This is a genomic window from Paenibacillus thailandensis (genome assembly GCF_042685365.1).
GTDB lineage: Bacteria > Bacillota > Bacilli > Paenibacillales > Paenibacillaceae > Paenibacillus_AP > Paenibacillus_AP thailandensis.
In genome coordinates this window covers 55,952-74,292 of record NZ_JBHUMY010000009.1, presented here as the reverse complement: position 1 = coordinate 74,292, position 18,341 = coordinate 55,952, and the positions used below count along the sequence as shown (strand labels likewise).

The following is an 18,341-nucleotide window of genomic DNA, read 5'->3' as shown; positions in this document are numbered from 1 at the left end:
GTTTGTACTTCCCGGGAAGAGGTGCTTTCATGTTCCGAGGCAATTGGTACAGAAGACTGCTGCTCTCTTATTTTCCGATTTTTTTGTTAACGGTTACATTGCTTGTGTTTCTATCGTTTATCGTCATTAACGAGACTTCGCGCAAAGTAACGGCCAAGGCCGATTTGTTTTCGACGACGCAGGTCGCTCATACGGTGGACGAATCGCTCACCGAAATCGAATACGAGCTGTTGGACCGGCTGCAGGGCGAGCGGATTTACAGTTCGTTTTTGAACCGGTTTGACGGCAACGAGGATCCGATCGCGCTCTACGATGTCGTCCAAGCGTTAAACGCGTTCGCCGGATCGAACGAATTAATCGACTCCGTCTACATATACCGGGCTATCGATGGACAGGTGCTGACGAGCAACGGTCTTGTCGATCTGCAATCTTTTGCCGACCGCCCGTTTATCGAGCAAGCGCTTGCCGGAAGCGGGCCGTCCGGCTGGTCCGGCGTGCGGACTTTAGCCAGCGGAACGGCGGATACGCCGGCGAGCGTCATTTCGATTTATAAGCGGACCCCGATTCCGTTCGGCAAGCAAGGCTTGACCGTCCTTAACGTCAATATGTATGCGCTGCTCCGGCAGGTGGAGCAGACGATCAACTCCGGCGTATCCTATCTGAAAATTACGGACAGTGAAGGAAACGTCGTATATAATTCAGCTCCGGACGCGACGGACGCCCGAATATTCAATACGGTCCGTTCCGAACGGGCCCGCTGGACTTATGAGAGCGGCATTCTGCAAGGGCAGCTGTTCGGCTGGGTGTCGGTCATTTCTTACGTGTGGATTGTCATCGGCATTCTGATCGTCGTTCTGGCCGTTGTTTACATCGTCTATATCACGCGAAAAAATTATAAACCGATCCGTCTCTTGATGAACCGGATCGAGCATGTCCAGCTGACCAAGGACAGCTCCGGACCGGACAAAGACGAGCTGTCGATGATCGATCAGGCGCTTCAACGCCTTATTCGGCAAACGTCGGAATACGAAAACGAGCATCGGGAAAATTTGCTCATCGCCCGCAGACAGCTTTTTATTGAAATCGTTCAAGGCGAACGGCTCGCGGCTGCGGACAAGCGGCTGCGGAAATTGAAGCCTTTGCCGGAGGGCGTTTCGTTCGAACGGGTGGCGGTCGTCGTAGCGGAAATCGCCAATTTCGGCGACTTTCAGCGCGGATTTTCGGCCGGAGACCAAAGCGCGCTTAAATTCGCCCTTCAGAACGTATTGCAGGAGCTGGCCCGGAACGAAGGGCTGGCCGGATGGGCGGAGTGGATCGGTTCAAGCCGGATGGGGATTCTGGTCGCGATGGGCGGCGAGGAGAAGGCCGCGAAGGATACCATTCGCCGGTTTGCGGATAAAGGCTTGGAATGGGTCTCCGGACATCTCGGCATGACGCTGCTTTTTGGCGTTGGACCGGTTGAGCGGGGATTGGACCGAATCCAGCACTCTTGCCGGGCTGCCGTCGAAGCGCTCCAGCACAAGCTTTCGCGCGGGAAAGCCGCCGTCATTATGAGCGACGAGCTGCCGGGCGAATCCGGCCGCGGCTGGTACGGCCATTTGCAAGCGATGGCGGAACTCGTCAAGGAGTTCCGGCTTTCCACCGGCGATTGGCGCATTCGGCTGGACGGAATATTCGCGTCGCTTGAGGCAGGTTGTCTGAAGGACGGGGAGATCCGTACGCTTCTTCAGACGATGCTGGACATGCTGGAGCGGGAGCTTGGCGACGTGTCGGAAAGCCTGACGGAATATTTTAAAGGCAAGCAAGCCGAGCAGTTTGCGCAGAAGACGGAAAACAGCGCTTCGCTGGAGCAGCTGAAGTCGCTTTTTTTCGAGCATTTGACCGATATTTACAGAACGTACGTCGCGGTTTGCGAAACGAAAAACCATCGTGCGATGATTAATGAAATGCGGGCTTACATCGAAGAGCATTTCGCCGATCCGGACTTATCTTTGAAGCATTTGAGCGACCGGTTCGATATTTCCGGCAAATACGCCAGTTATTTGTTCAAGGAAGAATTCGATATGAAATTCGTCGATTTTCTCGTTCAGCTGCGAATGAAGCGGGCGGAACGGCTGCTGGCCGAGACGGACGAGACGGTGCAAAACATTGCCCTCCAAGTCGGCTATGCGAATTCGATTTCGTTCGGCCGCATGTTCAAGCGGGTCGTCGGCGTCACGCCGGGCGATTACCGCAAGCTCAAAATAAAACCCGCGCCATAATGGCCGCCTCCCCCCCACCCCCTCCAGAGGAGGGGGATCCAAGGGGCTTGCCCCTCTGGACTCCCCAAAAGCGCTTAACTTCTCCGCGGCCGTCTTCGACAATCCAACTGTGCTGGAACCGCGTTATCCTAACGGAAAAGCTCTTATTCCCGTCTTTTAAGCCACGTTGTGCCTTAGGGTGCCAACTGCCGCTTTGCCGTTTGGACGGTACTTGCGGGAAACAAGCCGCTTCCTGCCGGACAAAGCTCTCTTTAAGTGCCAGTATGCCAGCCGCTTCGCCGTTGTTAATGGGTACGTGAGGGCTCGAGCCGCTTTGTCCTAGCGGATTAGCCGATCGGGGGAGGGAATTCCGAATTTGGTATACTCCACGATTTCGGTTTAGGTTGCCTGCAGCATCGGAAAATCCGCGGCGGTTTATCGATCGGAAACTAGTTTATTGCGGCGCGCGGCAGGGTCGTGACATACTGGGGGCATTCCGGTGACAGGCTTCGCCGCAGGAAATGAAAGCGATTTCGTCAATAGCGGAATCGACGAGCCGGGATCCAAGCCGCACACGATGCACGGATCCGTCACGGAACATAAATGAATAAAGGGGTTGAAAGGATGATTCGCAACGTGAACAAAAGAGGGTTTAAAAAAGGCGCAAGCTCCATCCTGCTGTTAATGCTTGTCTGTTCGCTCGTCATATCCGCCTGTTCATCCAGCCCGAAATCATCTGACGGCTCGTCAACCGATTCCGCCGAGACGGTCACGTTTAAAGTCGAAGTGTTCGACCGGGGCAACTCGCCGGCAGGCAGCACCATTACCGACAACTACTTAACGAAATATGTGCAGGAGCAGTTCGGAAAGCCGAACAACATTAACGTCGAATTCGTTCCCGTTCCGCGTTCCGAAGAAGTGGAGAAGCTTAACGTGCTCATGGCAAGCGGCGGCGATGTGCCGGATATCGTATTTTCGTACGATCCGAATGTATTTAACCGTTATGCATCGCAGGGAGGCCTGACCGACCTCACCGAGCTGCTCGACCAGTACGGAACGAATTTGAAGCAATTTTTGGGCGAAGACGTTCTCGCCTACGGGAAATTCGAAGGAAAGCAATACGCCATACCGGCGAAACGGGCGAACTTGGGCAAATACGCCTCCGCCATCCGGCAAGATTGGCTGGATAAGCTGGGCCTTCCGCTGCCGACAACGACGGAGGAGCTTTACAATACGTTGAAGGCTTTTAAAGAGAAGGACCCGGGCGAAACGGGCGGCAAAGTCATTCCGCTTGGCATGACGATCGCCGCCGCCCAGGTCGATCCGCTGATCTGGTCGTTCATCGAGCCGTTAACGGAGGAACAGAAATATACGCTGACCCAGCAGCTCGGCTCCAACGATTATCCGATTCTGCTGCCGGGCTTCAAAGAGGCGCTGAAGTTCATGAACAAGCTGTACAACGAAGGGCTGATGAGCAAGGATTTCGCCCTCGACAAGGACAAAAAGCAGTTGTCGCAGGACGTCTCGAGCGGACTGGTCGGCTTCCTGAGCGAAGACGATATTAATCCGTACTACGTTGACGGCATGCTCTCCACATTGGAGGCCAACGTTCCGGGCGCCACCTTGACGCCGGTTGACGCTTACTCCAATTCGGAAGGCAAATACGCGAAGCCGAGCTATGCGCCGAACGGCATGTATATCATGATTCCGAAGTCGAGCAAGCGCGCGGTCGAAGCGATTAAATATTTGGACTGGATGGCTTCCGGCGACCATCTGTTCCATATGCAGAACGGCATCGAAGGGGAGAACTATACGCTTAACGAGGACGGCATTCCGGTTCTGATCGAGAACATGTCGGAAGAAGCAAAGAACCGGCTGTACAACTCCGGGGACATGGCCATCATTTCGAACGGGAAGCAGCTTGGAAGCGACGAGAAAAATACGGAAGCGAGAGCGCTGCAAATGGATCCGAGATACCAGGACAAAGCCCGCGCGGCGATCCGCATCTCGAGCACCGACACGTTCCAGCCGGTCCTGATGGAGAAGCCGATTGAGGCGCAAACGAAATACGGTACGACGCTGCAAGACAAATACAACGAAATCATCGTCAAGACGACGATGGTAACGCCGGATAAATTCGAAAGCACGTTCGAAACGATGATGAAGGATTACATGTCGAGCGGCGGCCAGGCGATTTTGGACGAACGGATCGCCGTCTATAAAGAAATGCAGTCGAATTAAGCGACACAAGGAAGCGCGGCTTGCGCGGGGGAAAGGCTGTTCCTTTCGCCCCGCCCGCCGTCTGCGGAAGGAGGGATTGCCGTTATGAGCAAGGCCGCGTATTTGCGGAGGTACTGGCAATTGTACGCGCTGCTTGTTTTGCCGCTCGCCTATTTTATCATTTTCAAGTACGGGCCGATGTACGGCATTCAAATCGCGTTTAAGGAGTTCAACTTTTTTCAGGGCATTGGCGGCAGCGAATGGATCGGTCTGGAAGCCTTTCGGGAAGTGTTCGGGATGCGCGACTTTTATTTGACGCTGCGCAATACGCTGATGCTGAATTTCCTCGATCTGCTCGTTTCGTTTCCGGCGCCGCTTGTTTTGGCGATTATGCTGTATGAACTTAAAACGGTCTGGTTCAAGAAGCTGTCGCAGACGATTTTATATATTCCGCATTTTATTTCATGGGTCATTATCGGCGGAATCGTCTATCAAGTGTTCGGCACGCAATCCGGCATGCTCAACAACCTCGTGACCGCGCTCGGCTTCGAGGCGATCCCGTTTCTCACAGACAAAAACTATTGGCTTCTCACTTATTTGCTTGTCGGGGTATGGCAAAGCGCGGGCTGGGGGACGATCATTTATTTGGCTGCGCTGACGGGCATTAACAAGGAACTGTTCGAGGCGGCGGAGGTCGACGGGGCGGGCCGTCTGAAACGAATCTGGCACATTACGCTTCCCGGACTGAAGCCGACGGTCGTGACGCTGCTCATTATCAATCTGGGCCATATGATCTCGATCGGCTTCGAACGGCCGTATGTGATCGGGAACACGGCGGTACGCGAATATTCCGACGTGCTCAGCACGTTCGTTTACCGCATCGGGCTTGAGTCCGGCCAATATACGCTGGCTACGGTGGTCGGCCTGTTCCAGGCGGTCGTCGGGCTCGTGTTTGTCCTTGGAGCGAATTTCACGTCCAAAAAATTGACGGGCGAAAGCATTTTATAACCGGGATGCGAAAGGAGAGTGCGGCGTGAAGGAACAAACGGCCAATCGGATATTCGACACCTTCATTGTTATCGTTATAGCGTTGAGCGTGCTGGTCTGCCTGGCTCCTTTTCTTCATATACTGGCCATTTCGTTCAGCTCGAGCGGTCCGATCATGTCCGGCAAAGTCAGCCTGTTTCCGGTCGAATGGAATTTGGGCGCTTACAGACAGGTCTTCAGCGACGTTTCGATGATTCGCTCGCTTGGATTTACGGTACTGCTTACCGCTATTTTTACCGTCATGTGCATGGCGATGACGATTTTCGCCGGATACCCGCTCTCCAAGCGGAATTTGAAGGGCCGCAAAACGCTGATGTTCATCATTATGGTGACCATGTTTTTCAGCGGCGGGATTATTCCCGAATATATTCTGATTCGGAACCTGCATCTGCTGGATTCGATGGGAGCGCTTATTTTGCCGGGACTGATCAGCCCGTTTTACCTGATCATTCTCATCTCTTTTTTTCAGAATATTCCGGACAGTCTCGAGGAGTCGGCGGAAATCGACGGCAGCAGCCATTTCCGCACGCTGGCGAGCATTATTCTTCCTTTGTCGCTTCCGGTAATCGCCACGCTTAGCTTGTTTTACGCGGTAGGACGCTGGAACGGCTTTCAGGATACGCTGATGTATATTTCAAGTCCGGAGCTGTATCCGCTGCAGCTCAAATTGTATCAGCTGATCCAAAACAACATGGTCAGCGATCTGACGCAGGTCGAAGGCACGCATATGGCGGCTTTGATGCCGGAAAGCTTGAAGGCGGCCAGCGTTATTTTTGCGACGGTGCCGATTTTGATCGTTTATCCTTGGCTTCAGCGCTATTTTGTAAGCGGGGTTATGCTAGGCGCGGTGAAAGGGTGATGATGCGTTGACGGATAAAGGCGAATATTCGTTCTCGACCTGCTGGAATGTGAAGCGGCACGCTTCCGGGCGGGAAATGCTCGAGGAAATACGCTCGCTCGGCTTCCGGCAGGCGGAGCTGAACTATAACGTGACGGACGAGATGCTGGAGACGATAGAGCCGATGATCGAACGCGGCGAAGTCGGCGTCTCGAGCGTGCACAACACGTTTCCGCGTATCGGCGATCCCGATTACGGCACCGATTCGGCGCTGCTCGGATTCGACGACGAGGCGAAGCGGAAGCGGGCGGTCGAGCTGCTCGTGCGATCCGCGGAATACGCGGACCGGTACGGGGCCAAGGCGGTGGTCGTTCATCCCGGCGAAGTGCCGTTCGACGGCAACATCGACGAGAGATTGAAGCGCTTGTACGAGGAGCGGGGTAAAGATTCCGAAGCGTACCGTGCGTTGTGGCGCGAAATGCTGGAGCGGCGCGAGTCGCTAAGCGGCCGTTATGTGCGGCGAATCGGGCAAAGTCTCGAAGAAGCGTGCGACCGGATTGCGGCCAAAGGCTGGAATGTCGCGCTCGGCATCGAAACCCGTTCGCGCTGCTACCAGATCCCGACGCCGATGGAAGCGCAACAGATCGTCGGCCGCTTGAAAGGGGCGCCGGTCGGCCTGTGGTACGACTTCGGCCACGGCATGATGATGGAACGGATGGGGCTATACGATACCGCGGAGGATATCGAGGCCGTTAAGGACATCGTCGTCGGCGTCCATATTCACGAGACGGTCGGGCTGTCCGACCATTGGTGTCCTTACGTGCACAGCGGCGACATGGATTACTTCGACCGTTTTCTGCCGATTATCGCGGCCGCGCCCGTGAAGGTTTACGAGCTCAAATCCGCTTGCAAGCCGGAGGAAATCGAGGAAAGCCACAACTTGTTGACGGGGAAGCTGGCGGCTTATTCGGCAAAAGCGGGAACTTATTCGGCAAAAGCGGGAATGGGAGAGGGGAAATAAGGATGTACGAGAAGCTGGTCGAGCTTAACGATTATTGGGCAAGAGACGGCATCGGCCGCCAAGTGCTTGACGAGAGCAGCCGGTACTGCGGAGGCGTCGCCGATCCCGACAACGGCATCGCCTGGCCGAGCCACGGCGGAACGCCCATGGTGATGGCGCTGTGGGCGGCCGCGCTCGTCAATCGGGATTCGCAATTTTACCATGACGAAGCGCTGCTCGCCCGCCTGGAGCTTGCCGCCGCGTTCATGCTGCGCAGCCAGCACGGCGACGGCACGATATCGCCGGGCTGGACGAATATGCATTCTCCGCCGGATACCGCCTTTGTCGTAGTCGGGCTGGCCCAGGTTTACGAGCTGCTAGCCGGGCATGAATGGGAGCCGCTGCGGAAAGCGGCGGACGATATCCGGCTGTTTCTGGAGCGGACGCTTCCGGCGCTGCTGACCGGCGGCTGCCATACGCCGAATCATCGCTGGGTGATGACCGCCGCGCTTGGCTTTATGCACAAGCTGACCGGACGGCCGGCGCTTAAGGAGCGGGCGGCTGCATGGCTGGCGGAAGGAATCGACTGCACGGAGGACGGGGAGTGGACGGAGCGGAGCAACGGCATCTATAACGGCGTCAGCGACGTGATGCTGTTCCATGCGGCGGAGCTTCTGGAACGTCCGGACTTGCTCGAGCCGGTTCGCCGCAATTTGCGGATGATGGCGTACCTGGTTCATCCGGACGGGGAGGTGGTGACCGATTATTCCGGACGGCAGGATTTCGGCAGCAGCTATACGATGGAGAGCTATTTCTTCGTCAGCAAGCTGATGGAGCATCGCGATCGTGACCCGCTGTTTGCGGCGCTTGCGAAGCTTGCGGGCGAATCGCTCCGCCACCCGGGCTGGCTGCCCAACAACGCCATGATCGGTTATCTGCTTCGCCCGGAGCTGCGCGAGACGGCGGTCAAGCCGGCCGGGCTGCCGGACCGCTACCGGGTGGTCATTAACCGGAGCTTCCCGCGCGAGCGCTACTTGAGCGGGATGGAGGCGGCCGGCCACGGCGGGAGGATCTATCACAGCCGCCTTCATCCGGATTTCGGCGCTCCGGTTGCGAGATGCCGCAACGGCGCGACAAGCGCCACCGTCATGGCCGCGGGAAATTCCTTTTTTGCCTTGCGGCACGGCAAGGTCCGGCTTCATGCGGTGCAGCTTTCTTCTTCGTTCGAGCCGGGCTTCGTGCGGTTGGAGCGGATGGAGGCGCTGGAGCGGGAATACCGGTTAACCGGCGAGGAGAGGAAAGGCTATTACGGCCCCGTTCCGGCCGGCGCCTTGCCGGATACCGCCGGTGGCCCCGTCAGCCCGTGGTACTTGCTGCCGCATCAGCTGCGGCCGCTGACGCACGAGCAGCGCCATCGGGTCGAGGCGACGGTTGCGGAAACCGGGGAAGGCTGGCGCATCCGGATACGCTGCGACGAGCCGGAAGGGATGATGGCGCAGGCTGCTTTTGTGTTCGGCGGCGAAGCGGAGCTGACGGCGCAAGGGGAAGCGATCGGCGGGGAAGCGGCGCCGGGAGTATGGTTCTGGCGCGAAGGCGTCGTCCGGTGCGAGGCCGGCGGCGACTGGATGGAGCTCGACGGCGGAGCGCACGAGCATCGGGGCTCCGTTTTGCGCAATACGGGTTATCCGGCGACGTGCCGGACGCTGCTCGTCAATCTGATGACTCCATACGACAAAACGTTCGAAATCCGGCTATCGCCGCAAGGGCCTTAAGCAGCGGGGGAGCCGAACGGCGAACCGGGAGGCGAGCGGCCGATACGCCGCGTGAGGGACAGGCGGAAGCACAGCTGGCCAAGCGCGACGGGCGAATACTGCGCAAAAATCGGAGCATACCCGTAAACGGCATGCGGTAAGAGGCGGCTGTGAGAATTGGCGTTTAGGCAAAACGTTTGGCCGATGAGAGGCAGCGGCCGTTCAAGCAAGTCAAGCGGCAAAGTTTTGCATGGAAGGGGATAAGGAAGCGGATGAAGACGGTTCGTTTAACGATGGCGCAGGCATTGCTTAAGTTTCTAGACAATCAATACGTGTCGGTCGACGGGACGGAAACGAAGTTCGTGAAAGGCGTTATGGGCATATTCGGTCACGGCAACGTTACGGGGCTAGGGGAAGCGCTCGAACGAAGCGCGGGAAGCTTGACGTTCATCCAAGGCAAAAACGAGCAGGGGATGGTGCACGCCGCCGCGGCATACGCCAAGCAGAAAGGCCGCAGGCAAATTTTCGCCTGCACGTCTTCGATCGGGCCGGGCGCGCTCAATATGGTAACGGCCGCGGCGACGGCAACGGTCAACCGGATTCCGGTGCTGCTCCTTCCGGGCGACAACTTCGCCTGCCGGCAGCCCGATCCGGTGCTGCAGCAGCTCGAAATGCCGGGAGATTATACCGTCTCGGCAGCCGACGCTTTTCGGCCGGTCAGCCGCTATTGGGACCGGATCTCCCGTCCGGAGCAGCTGATCAGCGCCGTCCTGCAGGCGATGCGGGTGCTGACCGATCCGGCGGAAACGGGGGCGGTTACGCTGGCTTTGCCTCAGGACGTTCAGGCGGAGGCTTACGATTATCCGGAGGAGCTGTTCCGCAAGCGGGTCCATGTTCTGGACAGGCGGCCCCCGTCGCCGGATTCGATTCGCCGCGCGGCGGAGCTGATCGCCGGGAAGCGCCGGCCGCTTATCGTTGCGGGCGGGGGCGTCCATTACAGCGGCGCAGCCGGGGAGCTTGCCGCATTCGCGTCCGCTTTCGGCATTCCCGTAGCGGAGACGCAAGCGGGAAAAAGCGCCATGCCGTGGAACCATCCGCTTGCCGTGGGCGGCATCGGCGTGACGGGAACGCTGGCGGCAAACCGGCTTGCCGGAGCGGCCGACGTCGTAATCGGCGTCGGAACGCGGTATTCCGATTTTACGACCGCGTCGAAATCGGCTTTCGCCAGCAAGGATGCCGATTTCGTCAACGTAAACGTAAGCGGCTTCGATTCGGCGAAGCTTAGCGGGCTGTCCGTTACGGCAGACGCGAAGGAAGGGCTGGCCGCGTTGCGCGAGGCGCTTGCCGCGCGAAATTACTGCAGCGGCTATGACGATGGAGAGCTTGCGGCGCTGAAAGCGGAATGGGACCGGGAGGTCGACCGGCTGTACCGCGTTGAATCGGACGAAGGGCTGGCGCAGACGCGGGCGCTCGGTATCATTAACGAAACGCTGCAGCCTTCGGATGTCGTCGTGTTCGCTGCCGGCAGCCTCCCGGGCGACATGCATCGGCTTTGGCGGGCGACGGAGCCGGGGACGTATCATGCGGAATACGGCTTCTCCTGCATGGGTTACGAGATTAGCGGCGCATTCGGAGCGGCTATGGCCGAGCCAGGCCGCGGGGTATACGCCGCGCTCGGCGACGGCAGCTACCTGATGCTTCATTCGGAGCTTGTGACGAGCTTGCAGGAAGGAATCAAAATAACGGCTTTATTGTTCGATAACCACGGCTTTCAGTGCATCCATAACTTGCAGCGGGATCACGGCAGCGACGGCTTCGGCAACGAATTCCGCTTTCGGGCCGGCGCAGACGGCGGGCTGACGGGAGGGTATATGCCGATCGACTACGCGGCGCATGCCCGAAGCATGGGAGCGAAAGCGTACACGGCCCGGACGGCGGAGGAGCTGCGCGAAGCGCTGCGCAAGGCGCGCGAAGAGACGGTGTCGACGTTGATCGAGATCAAAGTTGTTCCGGGCACGAATACGGACGGTTACGAGTCATGGTGGCGAGTCGGCGTGCCGGAAGTGTCCGAAAGCGATAAGGTGCTGAAGGCGCACCGGGAGATGGAGGCGCGCATCGGCAAAGCGAAAGAGATGTAGGCGACAATACCGATAGCCGACAGTAACGCTCATACCAACAGCAACGCTTATACCGCAAGTAACGCTCACACCAACAGCAACGCTTATACCAATAGTAACGCTCATACCGACAGATCGAGAATAACCGTCGAACGATAGACAAGCGGGCCACAACTAAGCGCCTATTGCGCTGCGGAGAGGTGGGTTTACGTATGCCGGAAAATTGGGGATGGGGATTTAAGCTTGGCATTCATCCGATTAATTGGGTCGGAGAGGACGTGCGGGAGCACGGGGCCGATACGCCTTACGATAAGATTCTTGACGATATTCAAAAGCTTGGTTTGACCGGTACGGAAATGGGCCGAAAATTCCCGCAAGACCCGGCCGTATTGCGCAAAGAGCTGGAAACGCGCGGCATTCGGCTCGTTTCGCAATGGAAGTCGGTGTTGTTCTCCGAACCGGCTTACCGCGAGCGGGAGCTTGACGCATACCGCAAGCATGCCGAGTTTCTTCACGGCATGGGCAGCACGGTGATCAGTACGGCCGAAATCGGCGGGTCGCTCCATTTCGATCCGCGGCGGACGCCGCACGAGAAGGAAGTGCTTCGGCTTGACGAAGCGGGCTGGCGATCGCTTGCGGAAGGGCTGAACGCCGCCGGCCGCATCGCCCGCGAATACGGGATGAAGCTGGCATATCATCATCACGGCGGAACGGTCGTGGAGCGGCCGGACGAGATCGATCGGCTGATGGAGTTGACCGATCCCTCGCTCGTCTATTTGCTGTACGACACGGGCCACGCTTATTACGGCGGAGCCGATCCGCTTGCCGTCCTTCGCCAGCATTACGAGCGGATCGCGTACATCCATTTGAAGGACGTCCGCCGGGCGGTGCTTGATGAAGCCCGCGCCGAAGGAGCCGATTTTATTGCATGTATCCGAAAGGGCGTCTTCACGGTTCCGGGGGACGGCTGCATCGACTTTGCGCCGATTCTTTCCGAGCTGCGTTCGCGCGGTTACGACGGCTGGGCGATGCTGGAGGGAGAGCAGGATCCCGCCCTGCATCCGCCATACGAATACGCGCTTCGCTCGCTGCGCTATTTATCGGCGTTATGAGCCCGACCGGGCCGGAAAGGAGCAGACGATGAGCACGATCGTTTTCGATGAGAAAAAACCGCTCGATTTTGTCGCTATCGGGCGGCTGTGCATCGATTTGAACGCAAACGAGATCAACCGTCCGATGGAGGATACGGTAACCTTTACGAAATACGTCGGCGGTTCCCCGGCGAATATATGCATCGGCATGGCCAGGCTTGGGCTGGCGGCCGGCTTTATCGGCAAAGTGGCGGACGACCAGATGGGACGTTTTATCGTCCGCTATCTGGAGCGGAACGGCATCGATACGGCCGGTGTCGTAACGGACAGGACGGGCGCCGTGACGGGCCTCGCTTTCACGGAAATTAAAAGCCCCGCCGATTGCAGCATCCTGATGTACCGGGATAACGTCGCCGACCTGAAGCTTCACGCGGCCGAGGTCCGAGAGGACGTCATTGCAAGCGCCAAGCTGCTGCTTGTCTCCGGTACGGCGCTGGCCCAAAGTCCTTCCCGCGAAGCGGTATTTCAGGCGCTCGATTATGCCCGCAGGCACGGCGCCGTTATCGCTTTCGATCTGGATTATCGGCCGTATACGTGGACATCGAAGGAAGAGACGGCCGTCTATTACAATCTGGCGGCGGAGAAATGCGATATTATTTTCGGCACTCGCGAAGAATTCGACTTAATGGAGCGGTTCGAGTCGAACCCGGATCGGAGCGACGAGGCGACGGCGTCCAAATGGTTCGATTACAAAGCCCGGATTGTCGTGATTAAACACGGAAAAGAAGGGTCTATCGCCTACGCGAAGGACGGCGCGAGCCATCGCGCCAGAAGCTTTCCGGCGAATGTCGTCAAGACGTTCGGAGCCGGCGATTCGTATGCGGCCGGTTTCCTGTACGGCTTGATGCGGCAGTGGCCGATCGCCAGAAGCATGGAGTTCGGCAGCGCCGCAGCGGCAATCGTCGTCTCGAGCCATAGCTGCTCCGACGCGATGCCGACGGCGGAACAGGTAAGCCGATATATCGACGAATGCAACGAAACGAACCGAAGCTGACGAAGGGAAAGGAGAGCAGGAAACCGTGACAAATTTGAGCAAAACCGCGACGATTAGTAATTGGATCGGCGGCCGATGGACGGAATCGTCGGCGTCGTCAACCGAGCCGGTCTACAATCCGGCGACGGAGGAAATTTTGGTTAATGTGCCGCTTTCCTCGAAAGAAGATGTGGACGCGGCCGTGCAGGCGGCGAAGGAAGCGTTCCGCTCGTGGAGCCGGACGCCGGTTCCGCGGCGCGCGCGCGTTCTCTTCAAATACCAGCAGCTGCTCGTTGAGCATTGGGAGGAGCTCGCCCGGCTTATTACGCAAGAGAACGGCAAAAGCTACGCCGAAGCATACGGCGAAGTCCAGCGTGGGATCGAATGCGTCGAATTCGCGGCAGGCGCTCCGACGCTTATGATGGGCAGGCAGCTTCCCGATATCGCCACGAATCTCGAATCGGGCATGTACCGCTATCCGGTCGGCATCGTCTGCGGCATTACGCCGTTTAACTTCCCGATGATGGTTCCGTGCTGGATGTTTCCGCTCGCGATCGCTTGCGGGAATGCCTTCGTCCTGAAGCCGTCCGAACGGACGCCGCTGCTGGCGAACCGGCTCGCCCAGCTGTTCGCCGAAGCCGGACTGCCGGGCGGCGTATTGAATATCGTGCATGGCGGACATGACGTCGTGAACGGGCTGCTGGAGCATCGGGATATCCAGGCGGTATCGTTCGTCGGTTCCCGGCCGGTGGCGGAATATGTGTACAGGACGGGTTCCGCTTTCGGGAAAAGAGTGCAGGCGCTCGCCGGCGCCAAAAACCATTCGATCGTCATGCCCGATGCGGATCTGGACGCCGCCGTACAGCAAATCGTCGGCGCCGCCTTCGGTTCGGCCGGCGAACGGTGCATGGCGTGCGCGGTCGTGGTCGCGGTAGGCGATATCGGAGATCGGCTAGTCGCCAAGCTCAAGGAAGCGGCCGATGCGATTACGATCGGCAACGGACTTGACGAGGGCGTCTTCCTCGGACCGGTTATCCGTGGTCCGCACAAGGAACGGACGCTCCGTTACATCGAGATTGGCGAGAAAGAAGGCGCGCTGCTGGTCCGGGACGGAAGAAAGGATGCAGCGGCGAACGAAAAAGGCTATTTCGTCGGGCCGACGATTTTCGATGGGGTGAATAGCGGGATGAAAATATGGGAGGACGAAATTTTCGCTCCCGTCCTGTCGATCGTCCGGGCCGACACGCTGGAGGAGGCGATTGAGCTGGCGAACCGCTCGGAATTCGCCAACGGCGCCTGCCTGTTCACAAGAGACGGCGGCAACGTCCGTCAATTCCGCGAGACGATCGATGCGGGAATGCTCGGCATTAATATAGGGGTTCCGGCACCAATGGCCTTCTTCCCGTTCTCCGGCTGGAAGAACTCGTTCTACGGCGATCTGCATGCGAACGGAGCGGACGGCGTCGAGTTTTATACGCGCAAAAAAATGGTGACTGCCCGCTGGTAGCAATGCCACAAAATTTTAGGAGGAACGTGAGCATGTCCGATAAAGTGAAAGTCGCCATCATCGGCGCAGGCAGAATCGGAAAAATTCATGCCGACAATTTGCTCCGGCTGCCGAACGCGGAAGTGCGCGCAATCAGCGACCCGCTCGCAGACGGTCGTTTGCAAGAGTGGGCACGGGCAAGAGGGATCGGCATCGTTACGCAAGACGGCGGCGAAGTGATGGGCGATCCCGATATCGACGCCGTATTGATATGCTCCCCGACCGATACGCATGTTTCGCTCATTAAGCTCGCGGCGGCGGCCGGCAAACATATTTTTTGCGAGAAGCCGATCAGTCTGGACATTATGCAGACGAAAGAAGCGTTGGAAGCGGTGCAGGCTGCCGGAGTCAAGCTGCAGATCGGTTTCAACCGCCGATTCGACCATAATTTCCGGCGGGTGCGGGAGATTGTGCAAAACGGAGGGATAGGCGTGCCGCATATCGTTAAAATTACGTCGCGCGACCCGAACCCTCCGAGCGAACAATATATCCGTTCTTCCGGCGGCATTTTCATGGACATGATGATCCACGATTTCGATATGGCCCGTTATGTGTCGGACTGCGAGGCGGAAGAGGTGTTTGCCTGCGGGAGCGTGCTTGTGAATCCGGTGTTCGAACGGTACGGAGATGTCGATACGGCCGTTGTAACCGTCCGGTTTACGAACGGCGCCCTTGCTGTTATCGACAACAGCCGGCAGGCGGTATACGGCTACGACCAGCGGGTCGAGGTGTTTGGTTCGGGAGGCAGCGTCTCGGCCGCCAACGATTATCCGAATACGGCCGAGGTCCATAATGCCGAAGGCGTTCGCCGCGACAAGCCGCTGCATTTTTTCCTCGAGCGGTACAATGAAGCTTATATCGACGAGACAAGGCAGTTCATCCAATGCATCGCAGAAAACCGCGATGTGACGGTAGGAGGCGGAGACGGCCTGCAGGCAGAGCTGATGGCGCTTGCCGCGAAATGGTCGAGCCGGCTCGGAAGGCCGGTTAAGCTGTCGGAGGCGGTAGAAATGTCCGCGGCAAGCTGCGGATGAAGGCAATGAGCCTTCCATACACAAGCTCGAAGGAAGCTCGAAGGAGGCGAAGGGATGACCTCGAAATTGATCGTGCCGGCCGCGGCCCGGCCGGACGGGAACGGTACCGTAATGAAAATTACGCCGGAATCGGCGGGCTGGCGATATGTCGGCTTCGAAGCGCTTAAGCTAAAGGCTGGACAGCGGTTAAGCCGGGAAACGGAAGACCGCGAAGTATGCCTCGTATTGCTGAGCGGCAAGGGTAACGTCAAGACGTCGAAGCAGGAGTGGACCGCAATTGGCGGGCGGATGAGCGTTTTCGAGAAAATACCGCCGTATTCGGTATACGTTCCGTTCGGCGACCGGTACGACTTTACGGCTTTGACCGACGTCGAGCTTGCGGTCTGTTCGGCTCCCGGCAAGGAAGGTTACGAAGCGCGGTTAATCGAGCCCGGGCAGGTTGGCGTGGAAGTGCGGGGCAGCGGAAGCATGGAACGGTTCGTGCACAATATTTTGCCGGAAGGAGAGCCTGCGGGGAGCTTGCTCGTCGTCGAAGTGTTTACGCCCGAAGGCCACTGGTCCAGTTACCCGCCCCATAAACACGACCGCGATGCGCTCCCGGACGAATCGCTGCTCGAAGAAACGTATTATTTCAAGGTGAATCCCGGACAAGGATTTGCCGTGCAGCGGGTATACACCGATGACCGGTCCTTGGACGAAACGCTCACCGTGAAAGACGGGGAGGCGGTGCTGGTGCCGAAAGGCTATCATCCCGTATCGGCTCCTGCCGGTTACGAGGTTTACTACTTGAACGTCATGGCGGGTCCGGTCCGCACGTGGAAATTTTTTAACGATCCCGAGCATGAATGGATGTTGCACGGACGGTAATAGTGTGCCACCTTCAGCTTATGCTGAGCACGTGATAACGGAATCCCGGAGGCGGCCGGCAAGCATGCATTGGATCGGGGTTTTTATCTGTTTTGCATTACTATCCCCTCAGCTCAGGAAGGGAAAAAGTTACCGCCATCTTTCCTCGAAAAAGCATGTTGAACTTGTCGCAAGAGAGCATGCCATAGAGCTGCTCTCTTTGTCCTAAGAGAACCCACTCACTTTGGCTCAAGAGACCTCCCAAAAGAGCGGATCTGCTTGCCTAAAGAGCCCCCAAAGAGAGCGGATCCACTTGGAACAAGGAATAACTGACAAAGAACGGATCTACTTGTCCTAAAGAAACCCCAAAAAAGAGCGGATCATCTTTGGCTAAGAGATTGCCACAAAGATCAGATCTTTCCTGATTCGAGAAATGAAACACGATTTTTAACATGCCTTCAATGATTACAAAAAGTGATCGTTCCTGGATAAGAGAACATCTGTATATGCCGGGTTAGACCGGCTAAGAGGACAAAGGGACCGACGGGGCATCCGTTTAGGATGGTCGGCGGACATTCGTCTTTAAGCATGCATGACATAAGGACAGAAGAGGCGCAGATTCGGATTGGCGATGGAATATCCAATTGAAGCGAAAGCAAAACTCGTCCAAGTAGAGCTGCAAATTACGTTTGCTTATGCCGCGGTAAGTTCTTGCCGCCCATTGTTGGGCTTGTTTGGCGATAGCGCGGAGCGCTCTGCTTTCCGCCCGATGCTTGATCGGCATCCGAAAAAAGGAGACGGATTCGGCGACCGATGCATGGCTGGTGCTGAACCATTCTTCCCCTTCCGCGTTCAGGACGTTATGGTTCGTTTCGCGAAGGCAGGACAGGTCCGCTATTTTAAGCTTGATGTTGCTTGGAGCATAGGAACAATTGAGATTGGCGGCGACAACGACCGGACTCTCCTTGGGATGGGGGAGGAGAGAACCGATTAAAGGCCTGCAATATGAAGCGACGATGGCCTCCACCGTTCCGCTCAGAGGCTTGTCCGCATCCATTTTGGAGAGGGCGTAACGAATTTTGCTCAACATCGACCAAGCCGTCTTATAGGTTACTTGCAGCAGCTCGGCTAGCGATACGGCATTTATGCCATTCGAACCGGGATGAACGAACAGAAAAAGGGCAAGGAGCCACCGCCTTATCGGGGTTCGGGATTTATCCATAATAGTGCCAGAGGTTAGCGTCGTTTGATGGCGGCAGGACCGGCACTCGTACAAAGGCAGCATGCGAGTGGCAATCGTGTAGCAATGCTTGTGCATGCAGCGCGGACATTCGTATCCATGGGGCCATTTTAATTGATAAAGATATTGATGACAGTCTTCCGATGAGCGAAAAGTTTGTTCGAATTGCCGAATTATTTTCTCCATGGAACGACGCCCCTGACTCTTTTTATAAGAACATGTGTTCTTATTTTTTTATTTTACCAAACATCTGTTCCTGTTTCAAGGAGTTTCGTAAAATGTTACTCCTGTTTAAAGGGAATCGAAGCAAAAAGTAAGGAAATAGAAGGTAAATAATG

At 57.2% G+C, this 18,341-nt stretch carries 13 protein-coding genes and 1 pseudogene; 13 read left to right on the top strand and 1 reads right to left on the bottom strand.

Going from position 1 to position 18,341, the window contains the following annotated elements; all coding sequences use genetic code 11:
• Positions 1-29: 29 nt before the first annotated feature.
• From ACFSW5_RS10180 to ACFSW5_RS10120, 13 genes are all read left to right on the top strand, one after another.
• On the top strand, positions 30-2,261 hold the full coding sequence (locus ACFSW5_RS10180; protein ID WP_379272250.1) for an AraC family transcriptional regulator: 2,232 nt from the start codon (positions 30-32) through the stop codon (positions 2,259-2,261).
• A gap of 603 nt (positions 2,262-2,864) precedes the next feature.
• Positions 2,865-4,481: an extracellular solute-binding protein gene (locus ACFSW5_RS10175; RefSeq protein WP_379272248.1), complete on the top strand. Its 1,617-nt coding sequence runs from the start codon at positions 2,865-2,867 to the stop codon at positions 4,479-4,481.
• Positions 4,482-4,565: 84 nt separating this feature from the next.
• Complete coding sequence (locus ACFSW5_RS10170) at positions 4,566-5,468, top strand: ABC transporter permease (RefSeq protein WP_379272245.1); 903 nt, start codon at positions 4,566-4,568, stop codon at positions 5,466-5,468.
• 25 nt (positions 5,469-5,493) lie between these two features.
• On the top strand, positions 5,494-6,366 hold the full coding sequence (locus ACFSW5_RS10165; RefSeq protein ID WP_379272243.1) for a carbohydrate ABC transporter permease: 873 nt from the start codon (positions 5,494-5,496) through the stop codon (positions 6,364-6,366).
• Positions 6,367-6,373: 7 nt separating this feature from the next.
• Positions 6,374-7,366 carry a sugar phosphate isomerase/epimerase family protein gene (locus ACFSW5_RS10160; protein ID WP_379272238.1) on the top strand — a complete coding sequence of 331 codons (993 nt, stop codon included), beginning with the start codon at positions 6,374-6,376 and terminating at the stop codon, positions 7,364-7,366.
• A gap of 2 nt (positions 7,367-7,368) precedes the next feature.
• Entirely contained in the window at positions 7,369-9,117 is a 1,749-nt protein-coding gene (locus tag ACFSW5_RS10155; RefSeq protein WP_379272234.1) for a hypothetical protein, read from the top strand.
• Positions 9,118-9,368: 251 nt separating this feature from the next.
• The gene (gene iolD / locus ACFSW5_RS10150) at positions 9,369-11,234 is read left to right on the top strand and encodes a 3D-(3,5/4)-trihydroxycyclohexane-1,2-dione acylhydrolase (decyclizing) (protein ID WP_379272232.1); all 1,866 of its coding nucleotides are present in this window, start codon (positions 9,369-9,371) and stop codon (positions 11,232-11,234) included.
• Positions 11,235-11,425: 191 nt separating this feature from the next.
• A complete protein-coding gene (gene iolE / locus ACFSW5_RS10145; protein ID WP_379272230.1) occupies positions 11,426-12,325 on the top strand; it encodes a myo-inosose-2 dehydratase in 900 nt (299 codons plus the stop codon).
• Positions 12,326-12,353: 28 nt separating this feature from the next.
• Positions 12,354-13,358 carry a 5-dehydro-2-deoxygluconokinase gene (gene iolC, locus ACFSW5_RS10140; RefSeq protein ID WP_379272227.1) on the top strand — a complete coding sequence of 335 codons (1,005 nt, stop codon included), beginning with the start codon at positions 12,354-12,356 and terminating at the stop codon, positions 13,356-13,358.
• A 25-nt stretch (positions 13,359-13,383) separates the two neighbouring features.
• On the top strand, positions 13,384-14,844 hold the full coding sequence (locus ACFSW5_RS10135; RefSeq protein WP_379272224.1) for a CoA-acylating methylmalonate-semialdehyde dehydrogenase: 1,461 nt from the start codon (positions 13,384-13,386) through the stop codon (positions 14,842-14,844).
• A gap of 32 nt (positions 14,845-14,876) precedes the next feature.
• Positions 14,877-15,917 (top strand): inositol 2-dehydrogenase, encoded by a 1,041-nt coding sequence (iolG, locus tag ACFSW5_RS10130; protein WP_379272221.1) that lies wholly within the window; start codon positions 14,877-14,879, stop codon positions 15,915-15,917.
• Between the two features lie 54 nt (positions 15,918-15,971).
• Complete coding sequence (gene iolB, locus ACFSW5_RS10125; protein WP_379272219.1) at positions 15,972-16,784, top strand: 5-deoxy-glucuronate isomerase; 813 nt, start codon at positions 15,972-15,974, stop codon at positions 16,782-16,784.
• Positions 16,785-17,388: 604 nt separating this feature from the next.
• Positions 17,389-17,757, top strand: a complete 369-nt coding sequence (locus ACFSW5_RS10120; RefSeq protein ID WP_379272304.1) for a hypothetical protein — start codon at positions 17,389-17,391, stop codon at positions 17,755-17,757.
• A gap of 264 nt (positions 17,758-18,021) precedes the next feature.
• Here the strand turns inward: ACFSW5_RS10120 and ACFSW5_RS10115 are convergent.
• A pseudogene (locus tag ACFSW5_RS10115) lies at positions 18,022-18,189 on the bottom strand (transposase); the annotation flags it as partial.
• Between the last annotated feature and the right edge of the window lie 152 nt (positions 18,190-18,341).

Excerpts from the sequence above, each read along its gene's own strand:
- iolB (WP_379272219.1), top strand. The coding sequence starts at position 15,972 with ATGACCTCGAAATTGATCGTGCCGGCCGCGGCCCGGCCGGACGGGAAC.
- iolD (WP_379272232.1), top strand. The coding sequence starts at position 9,369 with ATGAAGACGGTTCGTTTAACGATGGCGCAGGCATTGCTTAAGTTTCTA.
- ACFSW5_RS10155 (WP_379272234.1), top strand. The coding sequence starts at position 7,369 with ATGTACGAGAAGCTGGTCGAGCTTAACGATTATTGGGCAAGAGACGGC.
- iolG (WP_379272221.1), top strand. The coding sequence starts at position 14,877 with ATGTCCGATAAAGTGAAAGTCGCCATCATCGGCGCAGGCAGAATCGGA.
- iolE (WP_379272230.1), top strand. The coding sequence starts at position 11,426 with ATGCCGGAAAATTGGGGATGGGGATTTAAGCTTGGCATTCATCCGATT.
- iolC (WP_379272227.1), top strand. The coding sequence starts at position 12,354 with ATGAGCACGATCGTTTTCGATGAGAAAAAACCGCTCGATTTTGTCGCT.
- ACFSW5_RS10180 (WP_379272250.1), top strand. The coding sequence starts at position 30 with ATGTTCCGAGGCAATTGGTACAGAAGACTGCTGCTCTCTTATTTTCCG.
- ACFSW5_RS10175 (WP_379272248.1), top strand. The coding sequence starts at position 2,865 with ATGATTCGCAACGTGAACAAAAGAGGGTTTAAAAAAGGCGCAAGCTCC.
- ACFSW5_RS10170 (WP_379272245.1), top strand. The coding sequence starts at position 4,566 with ATGAGCAAGGCCGCGTATTTGCGGAGGTACTGGCAATTGTACGCGCTG.